Annotated in this window: 17 protein-coding genes and 4 pseudogenes; 9 read left to right on the top strand and 12 right to left on the bottom strand. The window is 68.4% G+C overall.

Features of this window, described 5'->3' with window-relative positions:
• Window positions 1-57 precede the first annotated feature (57 nt).
• Window positions 58-984, top strand: coding sequence for an alpha/beta fold hydrolase (locus tag BCF44_RS18935; RefSeq protein WP_246015276.1), 927 nt, complete (start codon window positions 58-60; stop codon window positions 982-984).
• 358 nt (window positions 985-1,342) lie between these two features.
• Here BCF44_RS18935 and BCF44_RS56670 read toward each other — a convergent pair.
• The 5 genes and pseudogenes from BCF44_RS56670 to BCF44_RS59195 all read right to left on the bottom strand — a co-directional run.
• A pseudogene (locus tag BCF44_RS56670) lies at window positions 1,343-1,585 on the bottom strand (LLM class flavin-dependent oxidoreductase); the annotation flags it as partial.
• A gap of 59 nt (window positions 1,586-1,644) precedes the next feature.
• The gene (locus tag BCF44_RS18925; protein WP_116175650.1) at window positions 1,645-3,858 is read right to left on the bottom strand and encodes a heavy metal translocating P-type ATPase; all 2,214 of its coding nucleotides are present in this window, start codon (window positions 3,856-3,858) and stop codon (window positions 1,645-1,647) included.
• A complete protein-coding gene (locus BCF44_RS18920; protein ID WP_116175649.1) occupies window positions 3,858-4,127 on the bottom strand; it encodes a DUF1490 family protein in 270 nt (89 codons plus the stop codon). Before BCF44_RS18920 ends, BCF44_RS18925 begins: the two co-directional genes overlap by 1 nt.
• Before the next feature lie 43 nt (window positions 4,128-4,170).
• Window positions 4,171-4,752, bottom strand: a complete 582-nt coding sequence (locus tag BCF44_RS18915) for a DUF1775 domain-containing protein (RefSeq protein WP_211353100.1) — start codon at window positions 4,750-4,752, stop codon at window positions 4,171-4,173.
• A 29-nt stretch (window positions 4,753-4,781) separates the two neighbouring features.
• Window positions 4,782-4,898: pseudogene (locus tag BCF44_RS59195) on the bottom strand (DUF1775 domain-containing protein); the annotation flags it as partial.
• Between the two features lie 106 nt (window positions 4,899-5,004).
• On the opposite strand from BCF44_RS59195, the gene BCF44_RS56665 reads away from it, so the two are divergent.
• Complete coding sequence (locus BCF44_RS56665; protein ID WP_211353099.1) at window positions 5,005-5,277, top strand: hypothetical protein; 273 nt, start codon at window positions 5,005-5,007, stop codon at window positions 5,275-5,277.
• On the top strand, window positions 5,253-5,543 hold the full coding sequence (locus BCF44_RS56660) for a hypothetical protein (protein WP_211353098.1): 291 nt from the start codon (window positions 5,253-5,255) through the stop codon (window positions 5,541-5,543). The genes BCF44_RS56665 and BCF44_RS56660 overlap by 25 nt, the downstream gene beginning before the upstream one ends.
• A 255-nt stretch (window positions 5,544-5,798) precedes the next feature.
• On the opposite strand, the gene BCF44_RS18905 is transcribed toward BCF44_RS56660, so the two are convergent.
• From BCF44_RS18905 to BCF44_RS57615, 3 genes are all read right to left on the bottom strand, one after another.
• Window positions 5,799-6,716, bottom strand: a complete 918-nt coding sequence (locus tag BCF44_RS18905) for an NADP-dependent oxidoreductase (protein ID WP_116175648.1) — start codon at window positions 6,714-6,716, stop codon at window positions 5,799-5,801.
• Between the two features lie 565 nt (window positions 6,717-7,281).
• Complete coding sequence (locus BCF44_RS18900) at window positions 7,282-7,974, bottom strand: type 1 glutamine amidotransferase domain-containing protein (protein WP_116175647.1); 693 nt, start codon at window positions 7,972-7,974, stop codon at window positions 7,282-7,284.
• Window positions 7,975-8,073: 99 nt separating this feature from the next.
• The gene (locus tag BCF44_RS57615; protein WP_246015274.1) at window positions 8,074-8,457 is read right to left on the bottom strand and encodes an alpha/beta fold hydrolase; all 384 of its coding nucleotides are present in this window, start codon (window positions 8,455-8,457) and stop codon (window positions 8,074-8,076) included.
• Between the two features lie 62 nt (window positions 8,458-8,519).
• Between BCF44_RS57615 and BCF44_RS59190 the strand changes: the two are divergent.
• A pseudogene (locus BCF44_RS59190) lies at window positions 8,520-8,585 on the top strand (TetR family transcriptional regulator); the annotation flags it as partial.
• A gap of 166 nt (window positions 8,586-8,751) precedes the next feature.
• Complete coding sequence (locus BCF44_RS57605) at window positions 8,752-9,051, top strand: hypothetical protein (protein ID WP_246015268.1); 300 nt, start codon at window positions 8,752-8,754, stop codon at window positions 9,049-9,051.
• A 40-nt stretch (window positions 9,052-9,091) separates the two neighbouring features.
• On the opposite strand, the gene BCF44_RS18885 is transcribed toward BCF44_RS57605, so the two are convergent.
• Window positions 9,092-10,066, bottom strand: a complete 975-nt coding sequence (locus tag BCF44_RS18885; protein WP_116175646.1) for an SMP-30/gluconolactonase/LRE family protein — start codon at window positions 10,064-10,066, stop codon at window positions 9,092-9,094.
• A 118-nt stretch (window positions 10,067-10,184) separates the two neighbouring features.
• Between BCF44_RS18885 and BCF44_RS18880 the strand changes: the two genes are divergently transcribed.
• Genes BCF44_RS18880 through BCF44_RS59185 form a run of 3 tightly spaced genes read left to right on the top strand, consistent with a single transcriptional unit; the run spans window position 10,185 to window position 11,541 of the window.
• Complete coding sequence (locus BCF44_RS18880) at window positions 10,185-10,604, top strand: winged helix-turn-helix transcriptional regulator (protein WP_116175645.1); 420 nt, start codon at window positions 10,185-10,187, stop codon at window positions 10,602-10,604.
• 29 nt (window positions 10,605-10,633) lie between these two features.
• A complete protein-coding gene (locus BCF44_RS18875; protein ID WP_246015266.1) occupies window positions 10,634-11,161 on the top strand; it encodes a helix-turn-helix domain-containing protein in 528 nt (175 codons plus the stop codon).
• Window positions 11,050-11,541, top strand: coding sequence for a transposase family protein (locus BCF44_RS59185; RefSeq protein ID WP_116175643.1), 492 nt, complete (start codon window positions 11,050-11,052; stop codon window positions 11,539-11,541). The genes BCF44_RS18875 and BCF44_RS59185 overlap by 112 nt, the downstream gene beginning before the upstream one ends.
• A gap of 157 nt (window positions 11,542-11,698) precedes the next feature.
• Here BCF44_RS59185 and BCF44_RS18865 read toward each other — a convergent pair whose 3' ends face one another.
• The 3 genes and pseudogenes from BCF44_RS18865 to BCF44_RS18855 form a co-directional block, all read right to left on the bottom strand.
• Window positions 11,699-12,955 carry an MFS transporter gene (locus BCF44_RS18865; protein ID WP_246015264.1) on the bottom strand — a complete coding sequence of 419 codons (1,257 nt, stop codon included), beginning with the start codon at window positions 12,953-12,955 and terminating at the stop codon, window positions 11,699-11,701.
• A 42-nt stretch (window positions 12,956-12,997) separates the two neighbouring features.
• Window positions 12,998-14,167 (bottom strand): annotated as a pseudogene (locus BCF44_RS18860) (IS701 family transposase).
• A gap of 478 nt (window positions 14,168-14,645) precedes the next feature.
• Entirely contained in the window at window positions 14,646-15,032 is a 387-nt protein-coding gene (locus BCF44_RS18855; RefSeq protein WP_116175641.1) for a MerR family transcriptional regulator, read from the bottom strand.
• Window positions 15,033-15,093: 61 nt separating this feature from the next.
• On the opposite strand from BCF44_RS18855, the gene BCF44_RS18850 reads away from it, so the two are divergent.
• Window positions 15,094-16,146 (top strand): aldo/keto reductase, encoded by a 1,053-nt coding sequence (locus BCF44_RS18850; protein ID WP_116175998.1) that lies wholly within the window; start codon window positions 15,094-15,096, stop codon window positions 16,144-16,146.
• Window positions 16,147-16,224 lie beyond the last annotated feature (78 nt).

The following is a 16,224-nucleotide window of genomic DNA, read 5'->3' as shown; positions in this document are numbered from 1 at the left end:
GAACGTTTCAACATGTGTATGGTCGGCCGCATGACAAGTTGCACCGATCGTTCCAAGATGGGTACGGCGAGCTTGACTTCGCTGCGGCTGCCCGACGGGTTCACCGACGTCTTCACCAGCCGGTCCGTGGAGCTGAACGGGCTGCGGCTGCACGCCGTCACCGGCGGGGGCGGCCCGGCGCTGCTGCTGGTCGGCGGGTGGCCGCAGACGTGGTACGCCTGGCGGGAAGTGATGCCCGCGCTCGCCCGCGAGCACACCGTCGTCGCCGTCGACTCGCGCGGGGCCGGGCTCTCCGACAAGCCCGACGACGGTTACGACGCCGGCACGCTGGCCGCCGACCTGGTCGCTCTGATGGCGGCGCTCGGGCACGACCGGTTCGACGTGGTCGGCCACGACGTCGGCATGTGGACCGGATACGCCCTCGCTGCCGATCACCCCGAGCGGGTGGGCCGGCTCGCCGTCGTCGACGCCATCATCCCCGGCCTCACGCCGACCCCAGCGGTCTTCAGCCCGGCCGCGGTCAACCAGCGGTTCTGGCACTTCGGCTTCAACCGGCTCGCCGACCTCAACGAGGAGTTGGTCCGGGGGCGGGAGCGGCTCTTCTTCGGCTACCAGTTCGCCAAGAAGGCAGCCACTCCGGACGCGATCCCCGCGTACGCCGTCGACGTCTACGTCGACGCGATCGCCGCGGATCCTCGTGGGCTGCGGGCGAGCTTCGGGTACTACCGGGCGCTGGACGAGACGATCGCGCAGAACGAGCGGCGCGGGAAGACCCGGCTGACGCTGCCGGTGCTCGCCGTCGGCGGCGCGCGGTACAGCGGCGCGATGGTCGCCGAGACGATGCGGCTGGCGGCCGACGATGTTACCGAGGTGGTCGTCGACGATTGCGGCCATTACGTGGCCGAGGAGCAGCCGGCGCGGTTCGCCGAGATCCTGGAGGACTTCCTCGGTGGCAAGCCGACAGCAGGCGTCCCGCACGGCTGACACATTCGTGGCGGAGTTCCGCCCTGTCTGTCTTGCGCCCCCGCTCATTCATGTTGCGACGCCTCCCCCGGGCCAACAGTCGGCGGCGATGCGTGTGCCTGTCCTGGTCGAGAACTCGGTCGCTAGCCTGGACCTGCTGTTTGTGGTGGTCGTTGATCGGTGGTCGGTGGCTGTTCGGCTGTTGTACGGGATCTTGGTCCAGGGGTGTCCTGGCTGGCGCTGCTGGCTCGGAGCCCAGTCTCCAAGGACGCGGAGATACGCGCGCTGCGCCACGAGGTCGCGGTACTCCGCCGCGCCAACCTCGCCCACGACTGGACTGGGCCGACCGGCAACCTGGTCCAACAGCGCGCGGGTGCGCGGTGGACAACACGCTCACCGCCGTGCCCACCGCGATCCTGCGGGTCAGGCCCAGCACGTGCGCGGCGAGGGTGGCCGCGGACGGGCACACCCCGTAGGGCATGAAATGATGCTCGGCGATCCAGACGTCGTCGAACCCGTCAGCCTCGGCGCAGACCGCGGCATCGATCGACCGCCGCAGGGCCTCGTGGTCGTCCTGGCCGGGAAACCGGCCCGCCAGAAGGAAAATCCCGAACCTCAACACCTCTTGTGTATTGTCCGTGCCGCCTCAGGCCCTACCAGCCCGCGGATGGATCGCGCAGGTCAGTGGCTGGGACCGGCGGCTGTCGATTCCTCGCCCTGGCTCGTCGTGCGGTGATCGAGGCCTGGCCGCCTGATTCGGTAGCGGATCAGCCGCGAACTGTTGGCGACCACCGCGACCGAGGCCGCGTTGTGCAGGACGGCCGCCGCCACCGGAGAGAGCGCACCGACGGCCGAGATCAGCAGCCCAACCATGTTGACCGCGATCGACATGCCGTAGTTCTGCCGGATCACGGCGATCCCCCGGCGGCTGAGGTCACGCAGGTCCAGCAGCCCCTGCAGGTCGTCCTCGGCCAAGGCCACGTCGGCGGTCTCCACGGCGACATCGGAGCCGGCCACGCCCATGGCGATACCGATGTCGGCCAGAGCGAGAGCCGGTGCGTCGTTGATCCCGTCACCGACGACGGCCACCGTGTGGCCTTCGGCACGCAGCTGCCGCACGATGTCCTGCTTGTCCTCGGGCATGACCTGCGCCCGGAACTCGTCGATGCCCAGTTCGGCGGCGACCGCGGCGGCGGCAGCCGGGTGGTCCCCGGTCAGCAGCACCACGCGGGCAATGCCGTCGGCGCGCAACGCGTCCAGCACCGCGCGCGATTCCCCTCGGACGGTGTCGCGCAGCGAGACCAAGCCGACCAGCGTGTTGTCGACGGCCAGCAGCAGCGGGGTTTCGGCTACCTGCCGCAGCCTGTGGATCCATCCGTCGGCGACCCCGTTGATCGGCACGGTCTGGGCGCGAAGCAAGTCGCCGCTGCCGATGAGGATGACCTGACCATCGCTGTGCACCCGCATGCCCTGCCCCACCAGGACCTCGCACTGCTCATGCGGCGGGATCTGGATACGCCGTTCCTCCGTGGAGCGGATCACGGCCTGGGCCAGCGGGTGCCGTGAGTGGATTTCCGAGCTGGCGGCGTAGGCCAACACCCGCTCGGGCGGCCAGCCCTCGTCGAAGGAGATCACGTTGGTCACCTTCGGCCGCCCCACCGTGAGAGTGCCGGTTTTGTCGAACACCATCACGTCCACCCGGCCGGCCGCCTCCAGGTGCGCCCCGCCCTTGATCAGGACACCGCGGCGGGCACCGTTGCCGATCGCGGCGCTGATCGCGGTCGGGGTGGCCAACCCGACCGCGCACGGGCAGGCGACCAGCAGCATCGTCATCGCCCGCCGAACATCCCTGGTGACCACGAAGGTCAACGCCGACAGCGCGAAGGAGACCGGCACGAAACGACGAGAAAAGTTCTCTCCGACGGTCTGGATCGGCGCCCGGTCCGCCCGGGCCTGCTCGACCCGGGCGATGATCCGGCCGATGGCCGTGTCGGCCCCCACCGCACTGGCCCGAACCACGATTCGCCCCTGCACCAGCACCGATCCCGCATGCAGGCGCTTGCCGACACCGACGGCGACCGGCAACTGCTCACCGGTGACCGCGGATTGATCGGCGATGCCGTCGCCGGCGACGATCACGCCGTCCACCGGCAGTACCACGTGCTCATGGACGACGACCTCGTCGCCGATCTGGACATGGGCGATGTCGACCTCGATCTCGGTGCCGTCGGCCGACCTCAGCCAGGTGCGGGTCTGTGCGCCGGTGAGCAGTTCGGACACCGCGCGGCGGCTGCGCCGCAGGGTCAGGTCCTGGAGGTATTCACCGATGTTGAGCAGCCACAGCACCGTCAACGCGACGACGTTTTCCCGCAACACCAGGCTTGCGACGGTGGCTGCGGTGACCAGCGCATCGGTGCCCACGCCACGACCACCGGTCAGTGATCGCAGTGCGCCGCGCAGGAAGGGACCGCCGGTGAAGACCGCGACGCCGGTGGCCACGACGCGGCTGGTCGAGCCGAGCATGGGCGGTCGGCGCAGCCCGTAGCGGCGGATCCCGACCCCGACCAGCGCGACGCCGCCGACCACCATCCTGGTCAGGTCCGCCGTGCGCACCTCCGTCGACCGGGGAACACGAGCGGGGGTCGTGGCGGGGTCGGCATCGAGCCCGCGACTGATCGCCGCGGCGAGGTCGTCGTGCCGGCAGCGGGTGGCGTCATACCAGACCACGACGCTGCCGGTGCGCGGATAGGCGTACACCTGACGCACGCCCGGCACTCGGCCGACGGCGTCCTCGACGGCGACCGCCAACGCCGCCGACCCGCGCAGCCGGGAGCTGACGAACCGCGCCCGGCCGGCGGCGTCCGCGACCAGCCGCGGACATGCCGAAGCCGTCATCAGTGCTCGTGCCCGCTCGCCGCGCCGGGCGCCGGCGCCTGTTCGCCGATCCGGCCACGCGCCTCAGCGATGACGTCCCCGACGGCCAGCCGCACCCGCTCGCCACCTATCTCGGCAGCCCGCACGCCACGCAAGCCCCACATGGCGGCCGTGACCGACGCACCTCGCAGCGCGCCGGACCGGGTTACCCGCTTCAGACCGTCGTAGGCGATCGCACCGACCAGCCCGATCACCACCACCCGCGCCGCACCAATGATCACGCCACCCATCGCCGCACCACCTCCGAGGTCCGCTGACAGCCATCCAAATGATCTACGTCCAGCACAGCGGAACCTGACGAAGACACCAAGAGCTGGCGGTGGTCGGGGTCTGTCCTGATGGCGGCTGATCGACGAGGCTACGTGGCCGCGCTCTGCTCGTCGTAGTCCCCGAGCGCCTGCCTCGCGCGGCGATGACGATCCCGAGGGCGAGCCCGAGGATGCCAACCACCAGACCGCCGCCGCCCAGCCAACGGGCGGTGCAGTGCAAATCGGCCCCGGGGGTCTCCGCGGTGGTGGCCGGCCTGGCCGCGCCATTGCCCTTGTCCTCCGAGACGAGGGTCAGCGTCGGCGCGGGATGCTCGGGTTCAGGGGCGCCATCCGCGGCCGGCGGGTCGATCCACCGCACGACATCGCCGTTGCTGTAGGTCTGCAGTGCCTTGAAGGTCAGCTTGTCGACGTTGTCGGCCAGCGGGCCCGCCAGCGCCGAGAACCGCAGGAACTCGCCCGGCATGATCTGATTGCCCGCATCAGCGGTCCAGGTGACGGTCTGCACCGCGGTGGTGACGTCGGAGTTGTTCTGGTGCACCGGCTTGGGCAGCGTGGTCGTGGTGAGGTTGGCCGTCCAGCCCGGCATCGGGACGTGCGGGCCTCCGGCACCGGGTGGTCGAGCGGGGAGGTGACCTCCAGCTTGACCACGGCGGCCTGGTTCTCCTCGTTGGGCACGCGGAAGGTGATGGTGGCGTCGTCGCCCTTGGCGGCTCGGCCGGGATCGGTCTCCACGTGTGCGGCGGCGATGCTGGCGCCCAGTAACGCGGTGGCGAGCGTGACGGTGGCTGGCAGCAGGCGCCGAAGTGCGACCAGTCGCTGTCGGGCATGATCGTGGCTCGTGCTGGTCCGCTTCGCCTACCTCGCCGTCACCCACGCCTTCTCCGCGCTGCGACGATCGCGCACGACCGATCGCGACAAGGACGTAGAGATCCTCGCCTTACGCCACCAACTCACCGTCCTGCAACGACAACTCGGCGACCAACGCCCCAAGCTCGCCCCAAAGACCGAGCGTTCCTCACAGCACTTCTCGCTCCGCTGGCTCGCGCGACGCTACGCTGGCTCCGACTGCTGGTCAGACCGGACACTATGCTGCGCTGGCATCGCGACCTGATGAAACGCCGTCACGCCCGCGCGAGCGGACGCAGAGGGCCAAGGCGTCCGCGCACCCTCGCTTCGATCCGCCGCCTCGTCCTGCGCCTGGCAACCGAGAACCCCGTCTGGGGCTACCGTCGCATCCACGGCGAACTCGCCCTGCTCGGTATCACGATCGCTCCCTCCACCGTGTGGGAGATCCTCAACACGGCTGGCATCGACTCGACCCCGCACCGGGCGACCGTCAGCTGGGCGGGACGCCAAATACCCCGCGCTGATCAATGAGATCCTCCGTGGCGTCGGGATCGGAACGAGACCCATCTTCGGCACGCGCTTCGGAAGTACGAGCGGCACTACAAGCCTGCATCGCACCCATCGATCGCTCGCCGCAGCGGCACCTCTGCGAGCCCAGCCCGAGCCCCTCGGTCCTGACCAGATCGAACGCCTCGCATTACGCCGACGGGACCGTCTCGGTGGAGTCCTCCACGAGTATCGGCATGCCGCTTGACCTGTGCGGACGTAGTTTTCGGCACGTACACCTCAGGGGCGCACGCGAATGACGGTCTTGCCCTTGCGGCGCTCGGTCGGGTTCAGCGCGGGGACGGCGTCGTCGAGGGTCGCGACGGTTCCGATGTGCGTGCGAAGCCGCCCGTCCCGCACCCGGTCGACGATCTCCACCAGCTGACTGGGAACCGACTCGACGACGAAGTCGACCGCCAACCCGTCGACAGGGCGAGCCTCGACAGGCCCGACCACCGACACCAGCGTCCCGCCAGGCCGGATGATGCCCGCCGAGCGCCGTTGGACATCACCGCCGATGACATCGAAGACCACGTCGACCCCGCCGATGTCGTCGAGATCCCCGTCGTCGAGGTCGAGGAACTCGTTCGCGCCGAAGTCGAGCGCCGACTGGCGGTCCGCCGCCCGCCCGGTGCCGATGACGTAGGCGCCGAAATCCCGGGCGAGCTGCGTCACCACGGACCCGACCGCGCCGGCGGCGCCGTGGGCGAGAACGCTCTGCCCCGCCCGAAGACGACCATGCTGGAACAGGCCCTGCCACGCGGTCAGGCCGGAGATCGGCAGGCTCGCGCCCACCGTGAAGTCGACGTTGCCCGGCAGCGGCGCGAGGTTGCGTGCCTCCACGGCCGCGTACTCCGCCAGGGTGCCGTCGCGGTGCCAGTCCGTGATCCCGAACACCCGCTGTCCCAGCGAGAGACCCGTCGTGCCGTAGCCGAGGGAGGTGACCACCCCGGCGAACTCGTGGCCGATGATCGCCTGGGCGCGGTCGTGACCGGCGCGATCGACCCACGTGGAGGGCCATTCCCACTCCGCGGGGACGAAGCCGGACGCGTGGACTTCAACGACGACGTCGTTGATGGCCGGCGTCGGCTCGGGCCGCTCTGCGAGGGTGATCCCGGCTGCTTCCGCGGTCTGATCCGTCGCGACGATTGCCTTCACTGGTACCTCCGTGTGTCTCGTTCTCGCCGGCTTCATGCGCTGGTCGGTCCTCGTCGAGCTCCGGTGGGACTCGACGCGTTTCGGTGGTCCATCCGTCTGTGGTGAAGGACCTTGCTGCCGTTCCTGGAGTGGGCTAATCAGCCCACTCCATGACTTGGGCGCAGAAGTCCGCGGCCAGGGGCTGGCATTCGTCCCAGGTCATGGGCTGGGCGTGCAGGTTGGACCGCTCCGTCAGGGTGCGCGTTCCCGTATGGCCGCCAGTTCGACTGGTGGCGGACCGAGATGGACAACACTGAGCCGCTGGAGTTGGCGGTGCGGTATCCGCCGGAGCCGGTCTCAGCGCAATTTGGAGGCGCTGCCCTGGTGCGGCAGCGAACGGTGGACCAGCCCCCCACCAGTTCCCCGGCTCGGGTCCACCGCTTGACCGGGACCGTGCGCAGGGCAACGGCGCATGCCGGTGGATCGACGATGTCGAAAGCCGTGTGCGGGAGAACTGCATGTTCACTTGAGGTGGCGGGGGCTGGAAACGTGGACGAATGCGCAACCGCGCCAGCCCCCGACCTACTTAGTTGAGCACCTTGAGCAGCTCCTGCGCCAGGGGCGCAGCGGACGCGGGGTTCTGCCCGGTGTACAGGTTGCGATCCATGACCGTGTAGGGCCGCCAGATCTCGCCGCGGGTGAAGTGGACACCCATATTGATCAGTTCGTCCTCCAGTAGCCACCTAGCTTTGGCGGCAAGTCCGACGGCGTCCTCTTCATCGTTGGTGTAAGCAGTGACCCGGTAGCCGGCGAAGGGTGACACGCCCGCCCGTCGGGTCGCCAGCATGGCGGCCGGCGCGTGGCAGACGATGGCCAGGGGCTTGCCCGAGGCGAGGGACGCGGTCAGCAGCCGGCCAGAATCGGCGTTGGCCCACAAGTCCTCCATCGGACCGTGGCCGCCGGGGTAGTAGACGGCGTCGTAGTCCTCCAGGCGGACGTCCGCCAGCTCGACAGGCCGCCGCAACTCCTCGGCGGACCGCAGGATTTCCTCTTCCTCCAGGGCAATCTGCTCGCTGCCGGCCATTGCGGCGCGCAGACTCATCACGTCCACGTACGGCACCACGCCGCCGGGAGTGGCCACCATGACCTCGTGGTGGGCTCCGGTGAGCGCGCTGTACGGGGCCGTGAACTCTTCGGCCCAGTAACCGGTCGGATGCCTGGTGCCGTCCTTGAGCGTCCAGTAACTCGCTCCGGTCACCACGAACAGGATCTTGGCCATCGGAAAATCACCTCATCTCACGGTCCCACCGGTCAGGGGACAAAGCATGCGGGCGCACGTCCACATGGCGTCAGCGACGCGCACCGGCAATGCGGGCGCTCAACGACTGCGGAGGAAGGTCAGTAGATCGGCGTTGACCTGGTCCGCGAGCGTGGCGGTGAGGCCGTGCGGTGCGCCGGGGTAGTAGATCTCCTGGGCGCCGGGGATGAGCCGGGCCGACTTACGGGCCGAGTCGTGGACGGGGACGATCTGGTCGTCCTCGCCGTGCATGACGAGCGTCGGCACCTTGATCCTGCGCAGGTCGTCGGTGAAATCCGTCTCGGAGAAGGCCTTGATGCTCTCGTAGGCGTTCTTGGCGCCGGCCTGCATGCTCCACAGCCAGAACTGATCCAGGATTCCCTGGGAGACCACGGCGCCCGGCCGGTTCGCGCCGTAGAACTTGATCGCGAGCTCCCGGTAGAACTGGGAGCGGTCGCCGGCCACGCCCGCCCGCAGGCTGTCGAAGACCTCCAGCGGTAGGCCTTCGGGGTTGGCCTGGGACTTCAGTGGACCTGTTCGTCGAGAACGGGTACGAGGAGACGACCGTCGCGCAGATCGCCGAGCGCGCGGGGTTGAACCGTGCCACGTTCTTCCGCCACTTCGCCGACAAGCGCGAGGTCCTCTTCGCCGGCGAGGACGTCCTGCCCGGTCTGTTCGCCGACTCCCATCCGGGCCGCCCCGCCGGAGGCAACGCTCATCGAGTGCCTGCGGGCGGCTCTGGCCGCCGTCGGGGACACGATGACCCCTCAGCGGCGGGCCGCCGCCAGCCGGCGCATCCTGATCCTCACGGCCGACAGCGAACTGCACGAACGAGGCCAGCTCAAGTACGCCCGCATCACCAGTTCGATCGCCGACGCACTCCACGAGCGCGGCGTGGACGACCTGACCGCACAGCTGGCGGCAAACCTGGGCCTGCTGGCGTTCCGGGTCGCCTTCGAACGCTGGATGAAGGCCGGCGAGGACGAACCGTTCCCGCCCTTCGCCGTCACAGCCCTGAACGACCTGCGAACACGCGCAGCCCAGTTCTCGGACCCGTGACAGACGGCGAGCGCACGCATTGCCGCCGCGTCGAATGAGGTCAGCTCAGCGGCAGGCTTTCCAGGGTGAACACCGGGCTGGTCAGTGGCGCGCCGTACAGATAGGTGTCCATCTGGGAATTGGTCACCAGCAGCCGATCCCCGGTCACGGCGATTCCGGTGGTGGTGTCGGCCCCGGGATAGGTGCGCCGGCCCAGGACCGCGGCCCGGGTGTCGTCGTCGGACAGCCGCACCGTGTCGATCTCGTTGGTGGTGGAGCGGGCGATGTACAGGGTGTGCCCGCGCAGCACGATGCCGTCGGCGCTGGGCAGGGCCGGGGCGTCGATCCGGCTGACGGCACCGGTGGCCAGGGTGAGGCGGTAGAGCGCGCCGCTGTACCAGTAGCCGAGGATCAGCGACTTGCCGTCGGGCGTGGCGACGATGCCGTTGCCGTTGGACTGGCCGGCCACGTAGTCGGGCAGGCGGTAGGCGACCTGGAGGGTCCGCTGCGCACCAGTGGCGGGGGCGTGCACCTCGGCGGCCGGGATCCGGTAGACCACGGCCCGGAGCGAGTCCGTGATGTAGACATCCCCGTTCGAGGTGACGGCCGCGTCGTTGACCAGGGTCTTCTCCCCCGTGTCGGAGACGGTGTACGTGGCGACGAGCGTGCCCGCGGTGTTGTAGACGAAGAAGCGCCCGGTGAAGGCGCCGGCGAGCAGCAGTCGGTTTCCGGTGGTCTTCACGCCGGTGACCTGGGTGCGGCCGTCCTGACCGCCGGGCAGGAAGGGGTCGAGGCTCGTCGCCCCGAGGCGGCCGCGGTAGACGGCGCCGTCGTCGATGCTGCCGGTGTAGACGTAGTTGTCGTCGGTGGCGACGCTTTCCGGGAAGGCGTTGCCACCGTTGATCGTAATCGGGTGGGCGTCGCACTGCGGGCCGTGGGCCGTGGCTGCGGTGGCCGGCAGGTCGAGGCCGGTCAGGGTGGCCGCGGTCGCGGTGAGGGTGACGAGCGTGCGCCGCCACGGGGTGGGCTGGGACATCGACGAACTCCTCCAGGCTGTGCCGCGACGGTCTGCGGCGTCGTGCACCCACCATGAGCTGCATGCTTCCTATCGGGAAGTAGCCACCTTTCGGTAGGGTGGCCACCCGGTGGAGAGCATGGAGGTGGGCGGGGTCGCGACCGGTCAGGATGTGAGCGGACCGACAAGGCCGTGGGATCCGTACACGCGGGGCTGCCCGTCGCGGGACGTGCTCGACCGGATCGGCGACAAGTGGACGGTGCTCGTGCTGGGTGAGCTCGGCCGGCACGGCGTGTCCCGCTACACCCACCTTCGCAAGCAACTGGCCGGGGTGAGCGAGAAGATGCTCACCCAGACGCTGCGCGCCCTCGAACGCGACGGGATCGTCCGACGGACGGTGTACCCGACGGTGCCGGCGCGGGTGGAGTACGACCTGACCCCGCTCGGCCAGACGCTCAGGGAACCGTTGAAGGCGCTCACGGAGTGGTCGCAGCGGCATCTGTCGGAGGTCCTGGCCGCGCGCGAGGAGTACGACACCCGGCCCGACGACCTAGGCTAGTAGAGCGTCGCTGCTTAGTTGTGGCCTTCATGGCTGGGATGCTGTTGTGCGGCAGGTCCTTTCCCTGTCGGGCAAGGACGGTTGTTGTGCCCTCGCAGAAAAAGCGGCCTGTCAGGTTGACTGCCCGGGATCGTGACGAGCTGGTCCGGGTGACCACGACAGGTGTTCATCCGGCGTCGATGATCATGCGAGCGCGAGTGCTGCTCGCGTTGAACACTGCGGCCGGTGAGGTGGACGCGAAAGAGGTGATCGCGACCCGGGTCGGGGTCTCGGGTGAGACGCTGCGTCTGGTCGCCAAGCGCTTCGCCGAGACCGGCGGCGACATCTGGGCCACGATCGAGCGCAAGCAGCGCGAGCATCCGCCGGTGCCGTCGCCGGTGACCGGTGAGGTCGAGGCGCGGCTGATCACCCTGGCGTGCTCGCAGCCGCCGGCGGGGCATGCCCGATGGTCGCTGCGGCTGTTGGAGACGCACGTCGCGCTCATCAAAGACCTCCCCGACCTGGACCACTCCACCATCGGCCGGGTCCTAAAAAAACGGAACTGCGCCCTCATCTGAAGAAGTGCTGGACCATCCCACCGAAGGCGAACGCAACCTTCGCCGCGGTGGTGGAAGACGTCCTCACGGTCTACGCTCGGCCCTGCGATCCCGCCAGCCTGCGGGCTCTGTCTGATCGCGTTCACGGAACGTACTCGCACTCGGTGGTCGATCTGCCGGTCGCGGGACGAGGCACCGTGCTGGTGGTGCGGGTACGTCGGTTCGTGTGTTCGACATCGGAGTGTCCAAAGCGGACGTTCGTGGAACACATCGCGGGAGGCGCTGGTGACAGGAAACAGCAGTGGTTGAGTACGCAAAGGAGTGTCGATAGTGGATTCCGAAGGAAACAGAACGAACCGCTACCCGGACCGGACTCACACCGGCAAGCGACGACGAGCTGACGACATGAAAGATCAACCACTTACACGGTCAACCTCCAGTCTGCTGGGCGCACGAAAAAGGCTCACTGCAACTCCAGCCCGACTTCGTAATCTTGGCCGTGGAGAGGGCCTCGGAGAGTGCGGTGCGGCACCTCCCACGCGGCCGCGGATTTTCCGCCTACCCGGCCGATTCGTCCGTAGCGCTTGCCAGGGCGCGGTTGTTCAGCACGGGATAGAAAACCAGCGTCACCAGGATGAGAAAAACACCACAGGCGACATACGAGACCTGGACGGCGAACACGCTGGCGAGAACGCCGCCGAGTCCCGCACCAACCGGCCCCCCAATCATGACAACCAGTCTGCTCGACGAGAGCACCCTCCCCAAGAGTTCATTGGGCACGATCTGATGTCGCAAGGTGCTCACCACCACTTTCTCCGCGGTCATCAGCGCACCGGTCACCATCATCATCGCGGCCGCCACCCACACATTGGCGACCAGCCCCAGAACCAGAATGGCTATGCCCACACCGGCTTTGCCCGCGAGCATCACGGTGCCGGGGCCGAACCGCTTGCTGGCGGCCGCGGCAGCCAGTCCCCCGACCGTCGCGCCCAGCGCGGTGGCCGTCAGTAACAAACCGAAACCGAAATCCGGAAGTTCGAGGACCTCCTTGGCCAGCAGCGCGAGCATCGCGAACTGAGCGGTGGCGGCGACGTTGCCGAGACAGGACACCGTGGCCAACGCCCGCAGAGTCCGGTTCCCGAACAACCACCGAATGCCCTCGACGATGTCGCTCCGCACGCTCGTGCGCGGAGCTTCGGACGTCCTCTTCGGCTTGGCGTCCGTCCGGATCGAGAAGATCAACAGGCCGCTGGCGACGAACGAGAGAGCGTTGCCGGCGAACGGCAGGAAGTTCCACACGCCGAACAGCGCGGAGCCGAGCGGAGGCCCCACGAAGTCCTCACCGTTGCTCTCCGCCGCGACGATCCTCCCGTTCGCGGTTGCCAGGCTCCGCGGATCCCGCGACACGAAGTCGGGAATGGCCGACTGAGCGGCGAGGTCGAAGAAGACTTGGCCGACGCCCAATAGGAACGCCGCGAGCACCAGCCACACCAAGCTCACCTGCGCGGTCAGGATCAGCACTGCGAGAGCGACCAGGACGGCGAACCGGCCCAGGTCGGCCCACACCATCACCCACCGGCGGTCCAGCCGGTCCACCACGACACCGGCGTGTAGCGAGAGCAGCACCCAGGGAATCTCGGCGGCCATGACGACGAAGCTCAACGCCAGCGGGCTGCTGGTGCTCTGCAGGACCAGCAGGGGCAACGCGGCGGCGTGCATGCCGGTGCCGATGGCCGACACGAGCGTGGCACCAAAAAGTCTGTGGAAGCGACCGCCCAGTCGCACCTTGGCGTCGACAGATTCCTTCGTGGGCACGTCGAGAATTCCTCCCGCTAGCACGCTAATAATAGATCACGATCATCTCCGTTCTTCGTCGGCTTGGCGCAGGTAGTGCACCTGCCGGGCACGGTACTGATGCCGTCGGCACCACTCCGACCAGCGCAGGCAGTCCAGGGGATGGCAGGTTGAAACGATCGCCAGACGAACGAACAGGTGCCGGATCTCGTTGCGGGTCAACGGGATCATCCCGCCGGCGCTGGGCTGGCACGCTCAGCGGCGGTCGTGATGGCCATGAACAGATTCGCCACCAACGCCGACGTCGTCCGGCGGTACCACGACGTCCAGGTCCGGACCTGATGCTTGTCCAGACCAGCCAACCCCTTCGCCGTCTGGAAGGACTCCTCCACGGTCCACCGTCGCCCGGCGATCCCGCACCAGAATCGCCAACGCAACCCGTCTAGTTGCGTAGCAGCGGAAGTAGCCCAATTCGCCCGTGCGTCGGTGACGCCTGACCAGCAGCCACCGATGTCCGGCCGGCTCACCGGGCCCATCGACCAGACCGACAGGCCCAGTCATAGAACCGGTGTCCCTTCACTCCCTCGCCCACGGGCGGCCGTTGCCACGCTCGTTGCGGCTGTCGGGCCGTCACCGCGTCCACGCGATGGGAACCAGTCGCGGTCCGCACCTGATGATCACAGGCGACCGCCAGCACATACCCCATGCCACGTTCCTCCAACGCGCGAACGATCACGCGCTGGGCCAACACGGTCTTCGTCGCGAACACCGTGTCCTCGGTAACCCGGCCACCCCGCACCGGGCCGGGTCACAGGTCCAGGAAGCTGGTAGATACAGCTCCCGGTCGATCAGGGTGTGCCCGGCGGCGGTGGTGCAGGTCAGAAACACCCCGACCTGGGTGTACTCGATCCGGCCTGCGGTCCCGCTGTACTGACGCTGCGTACCGACACTGCACACGCCCTTTTTCACGTCGCCGGTCTCGTCGACGACCAGGATCGCGTCGGTGTTGCCCAGGCGCTCCACGGCGATCGTGCGGATGTCGTCACGGACGGCGTCGGTGTTCCACATCGCCTTGCGCAGCAAGTGCTGCATCCCGCCGGCCCCACGGTCACCGGCGTGCCCGGCGATGGTCCAGCAGTTCTTGCGTGGTAGGTCCGCTAACAGGCCGAGCACGAACGCGTGGGCTCGTCGGCGGGGTTCCACCCGTCTGAACGGGCCGGCTATCCGGGCCATGAGCCCGTCGAAAGTCTCCCGCCATCGGGCGGGGTCTCCGCTGTGGCCGGCGGCCACCACACGATCTTGGACAGTCCACACAACCGTTCGTGATCACTGAGTGGCCGCCACCCGTCCACATGGCCCTTTGACCAGCCAAGATCACGAAGTGCGGCTGGAGTACCAGACACCTCTGTCGGCGACGCTCATCGAGGGAGGGGATTGCGAGGAGAACGTACGACGTGACGGATATGACCGAGATCCGGGTCCACAGGTATGCCGGTCGCTCGCCGTGCGATGTGGCGGCCGGCCTGGGCATCGACCGCAAGACGATCAAGAAGTAGGTGTCCCCGGCGATCGCGGCCGGCATCAGCCCCGGCGGCTCGCCAATGACCACCGCGGACTGGGACACGCTAAACAGCACATGGTTCCCGCAACAGCTAGCGACACGGGGCTGCGGCAGACGACCCGGCCGGAGATCGAGCGGCACCGCGACTGCCTAGGACTGATCGGCGAGGTAGTCCTCGTAAACGGCGATCTTGTACCTGATCACGTCCAGGCAGCGGTTGAGCTCGTCGAGCTGGGCGACGACCTGCTTCTCGTGCTGGCGCAACAGGGTGAGCCGCTCCTCCTCATTGCCGTCGCCCTGCCGGACGAGGGCGGTGTACCGGCGGATCGAGTCCAGGGGCATGCCCGAGGCCCGGAGGAGGATGCACAGACGCAGCCACTCGACGTCGTCCTCGCTGTAGACGCGCCAGCCGGCGGCGCCACGGCGGACCGGATTGGCCAACAGGTCCTCGCGCTCGTAGAAGCGCAGCGCATGGACGCTGAGGCCGGTGCGTTCGGCGACCTCGCCGATGGTGAGGTCGAGCGTGTCCTCGGGCATGACCGCCAGGATACGGTCTTGACCTAGAGCCGACTCTAGTTTCTAGGGTGCCGGCATGACCATGCGCTACCGCCCACTCGGCGGCACCGGCATCGACGTGAGCGTGCACTGCCTGGGGGCCATGATGTTCGGTGCGGTCGGCAACCCCGACCACGACGACTGCGTCCGCATCATCCACGCCGCACTCGACCAGGGCATCAACTTCGTCGACACCGCCGACATGTACTCGGCGGGCGAATCCGAACAGATCGTGGGCAAAGCGCTCCGCGACCGACGCGACGACGTGGTGCTGGCCACCAAGGTGCACTTTCCGATGGGCCGGGGCCCCAACCGGGGCGGCAACTCGCGGCGCTGGATCGTCAAGGAGGTCGAGGACAGCCTCCGGCGGCTGCAGACCGACTGGATCGACCTCTACCAGGTCCACCGGCCCGACCCCACGACCGACATCGAGGAGACGCTCGGCGCGCTGACCGATCTGGTGCGCCAGGGGAAGATTCGGGCGTTCGGCTGCTCGATGTTCCCGGTCGAGCAGATCGTCGAAGCCCACCACGTCGCCGAACGCCGTGGACTGCAACGCTTCCGGACCGAGCAGCCGGCCTATTCGCTGCTGGCCCGCTGGATCGAGACCGCGGTGCTGCCGGTCTGCCGGCGTTACGGGATGGGGGTCCTGACCTTCGGCCCGCTGGCCTCGGGCTTCCTGTCCGGCCGGTACCGCAAGGACCTGCCGATCGACCTCACCACCGGCCGCGCGTCGCTCACACCGTCCCGGTTCGACCCCACGGTTCCGGAGAACATCACCAAGCTGGAGATCGTCGAACAGCTCGTCGAACTGGCCCAGGACATCGGCTGCTCGCTGCCCGAACTCGCGGTGGCCTTCCCGGTGGCGCATCCCGACGTCACGTCCGTGATCACCGGCCCCCGGACCATGGACCAGCTGGACACGCTGCTGAAAGGGACCTCGCTCACCCTTGACGACGCGACCCTCGACCGCATCGACGAGATCGTGCCGCCCGGCGCGAACCTGTACAAGGAACACGGCCCCCTGGTCCCGGCCTCGCTGACCGACGCCAACCAGCGTCGGCGCACGCTCGCGGACCGCGCCGCCGGCGACTAGCAACGTCGCCGACATGCTGGGGGCCAGGGTCACCCAGGCCACGATCAGGCAGCGGCTGCGGCACGAGCAAGGCCTGAC

This window comes from Kutzneria buriramensis, from assembly GCF_003387475.1.
Classification (GTDB): Bacteria; Actinomycetota; Actinomycetes; order Mycobacteriales; family Pseudonocardiaceae; genus Kutzneria; species Kutzneria buriramensis.
The sequence above is the reverse complement of the archived record's forward strand: the minus strand, read 5'-3'. Positions and strand labels throughout refer to the sequence as shown.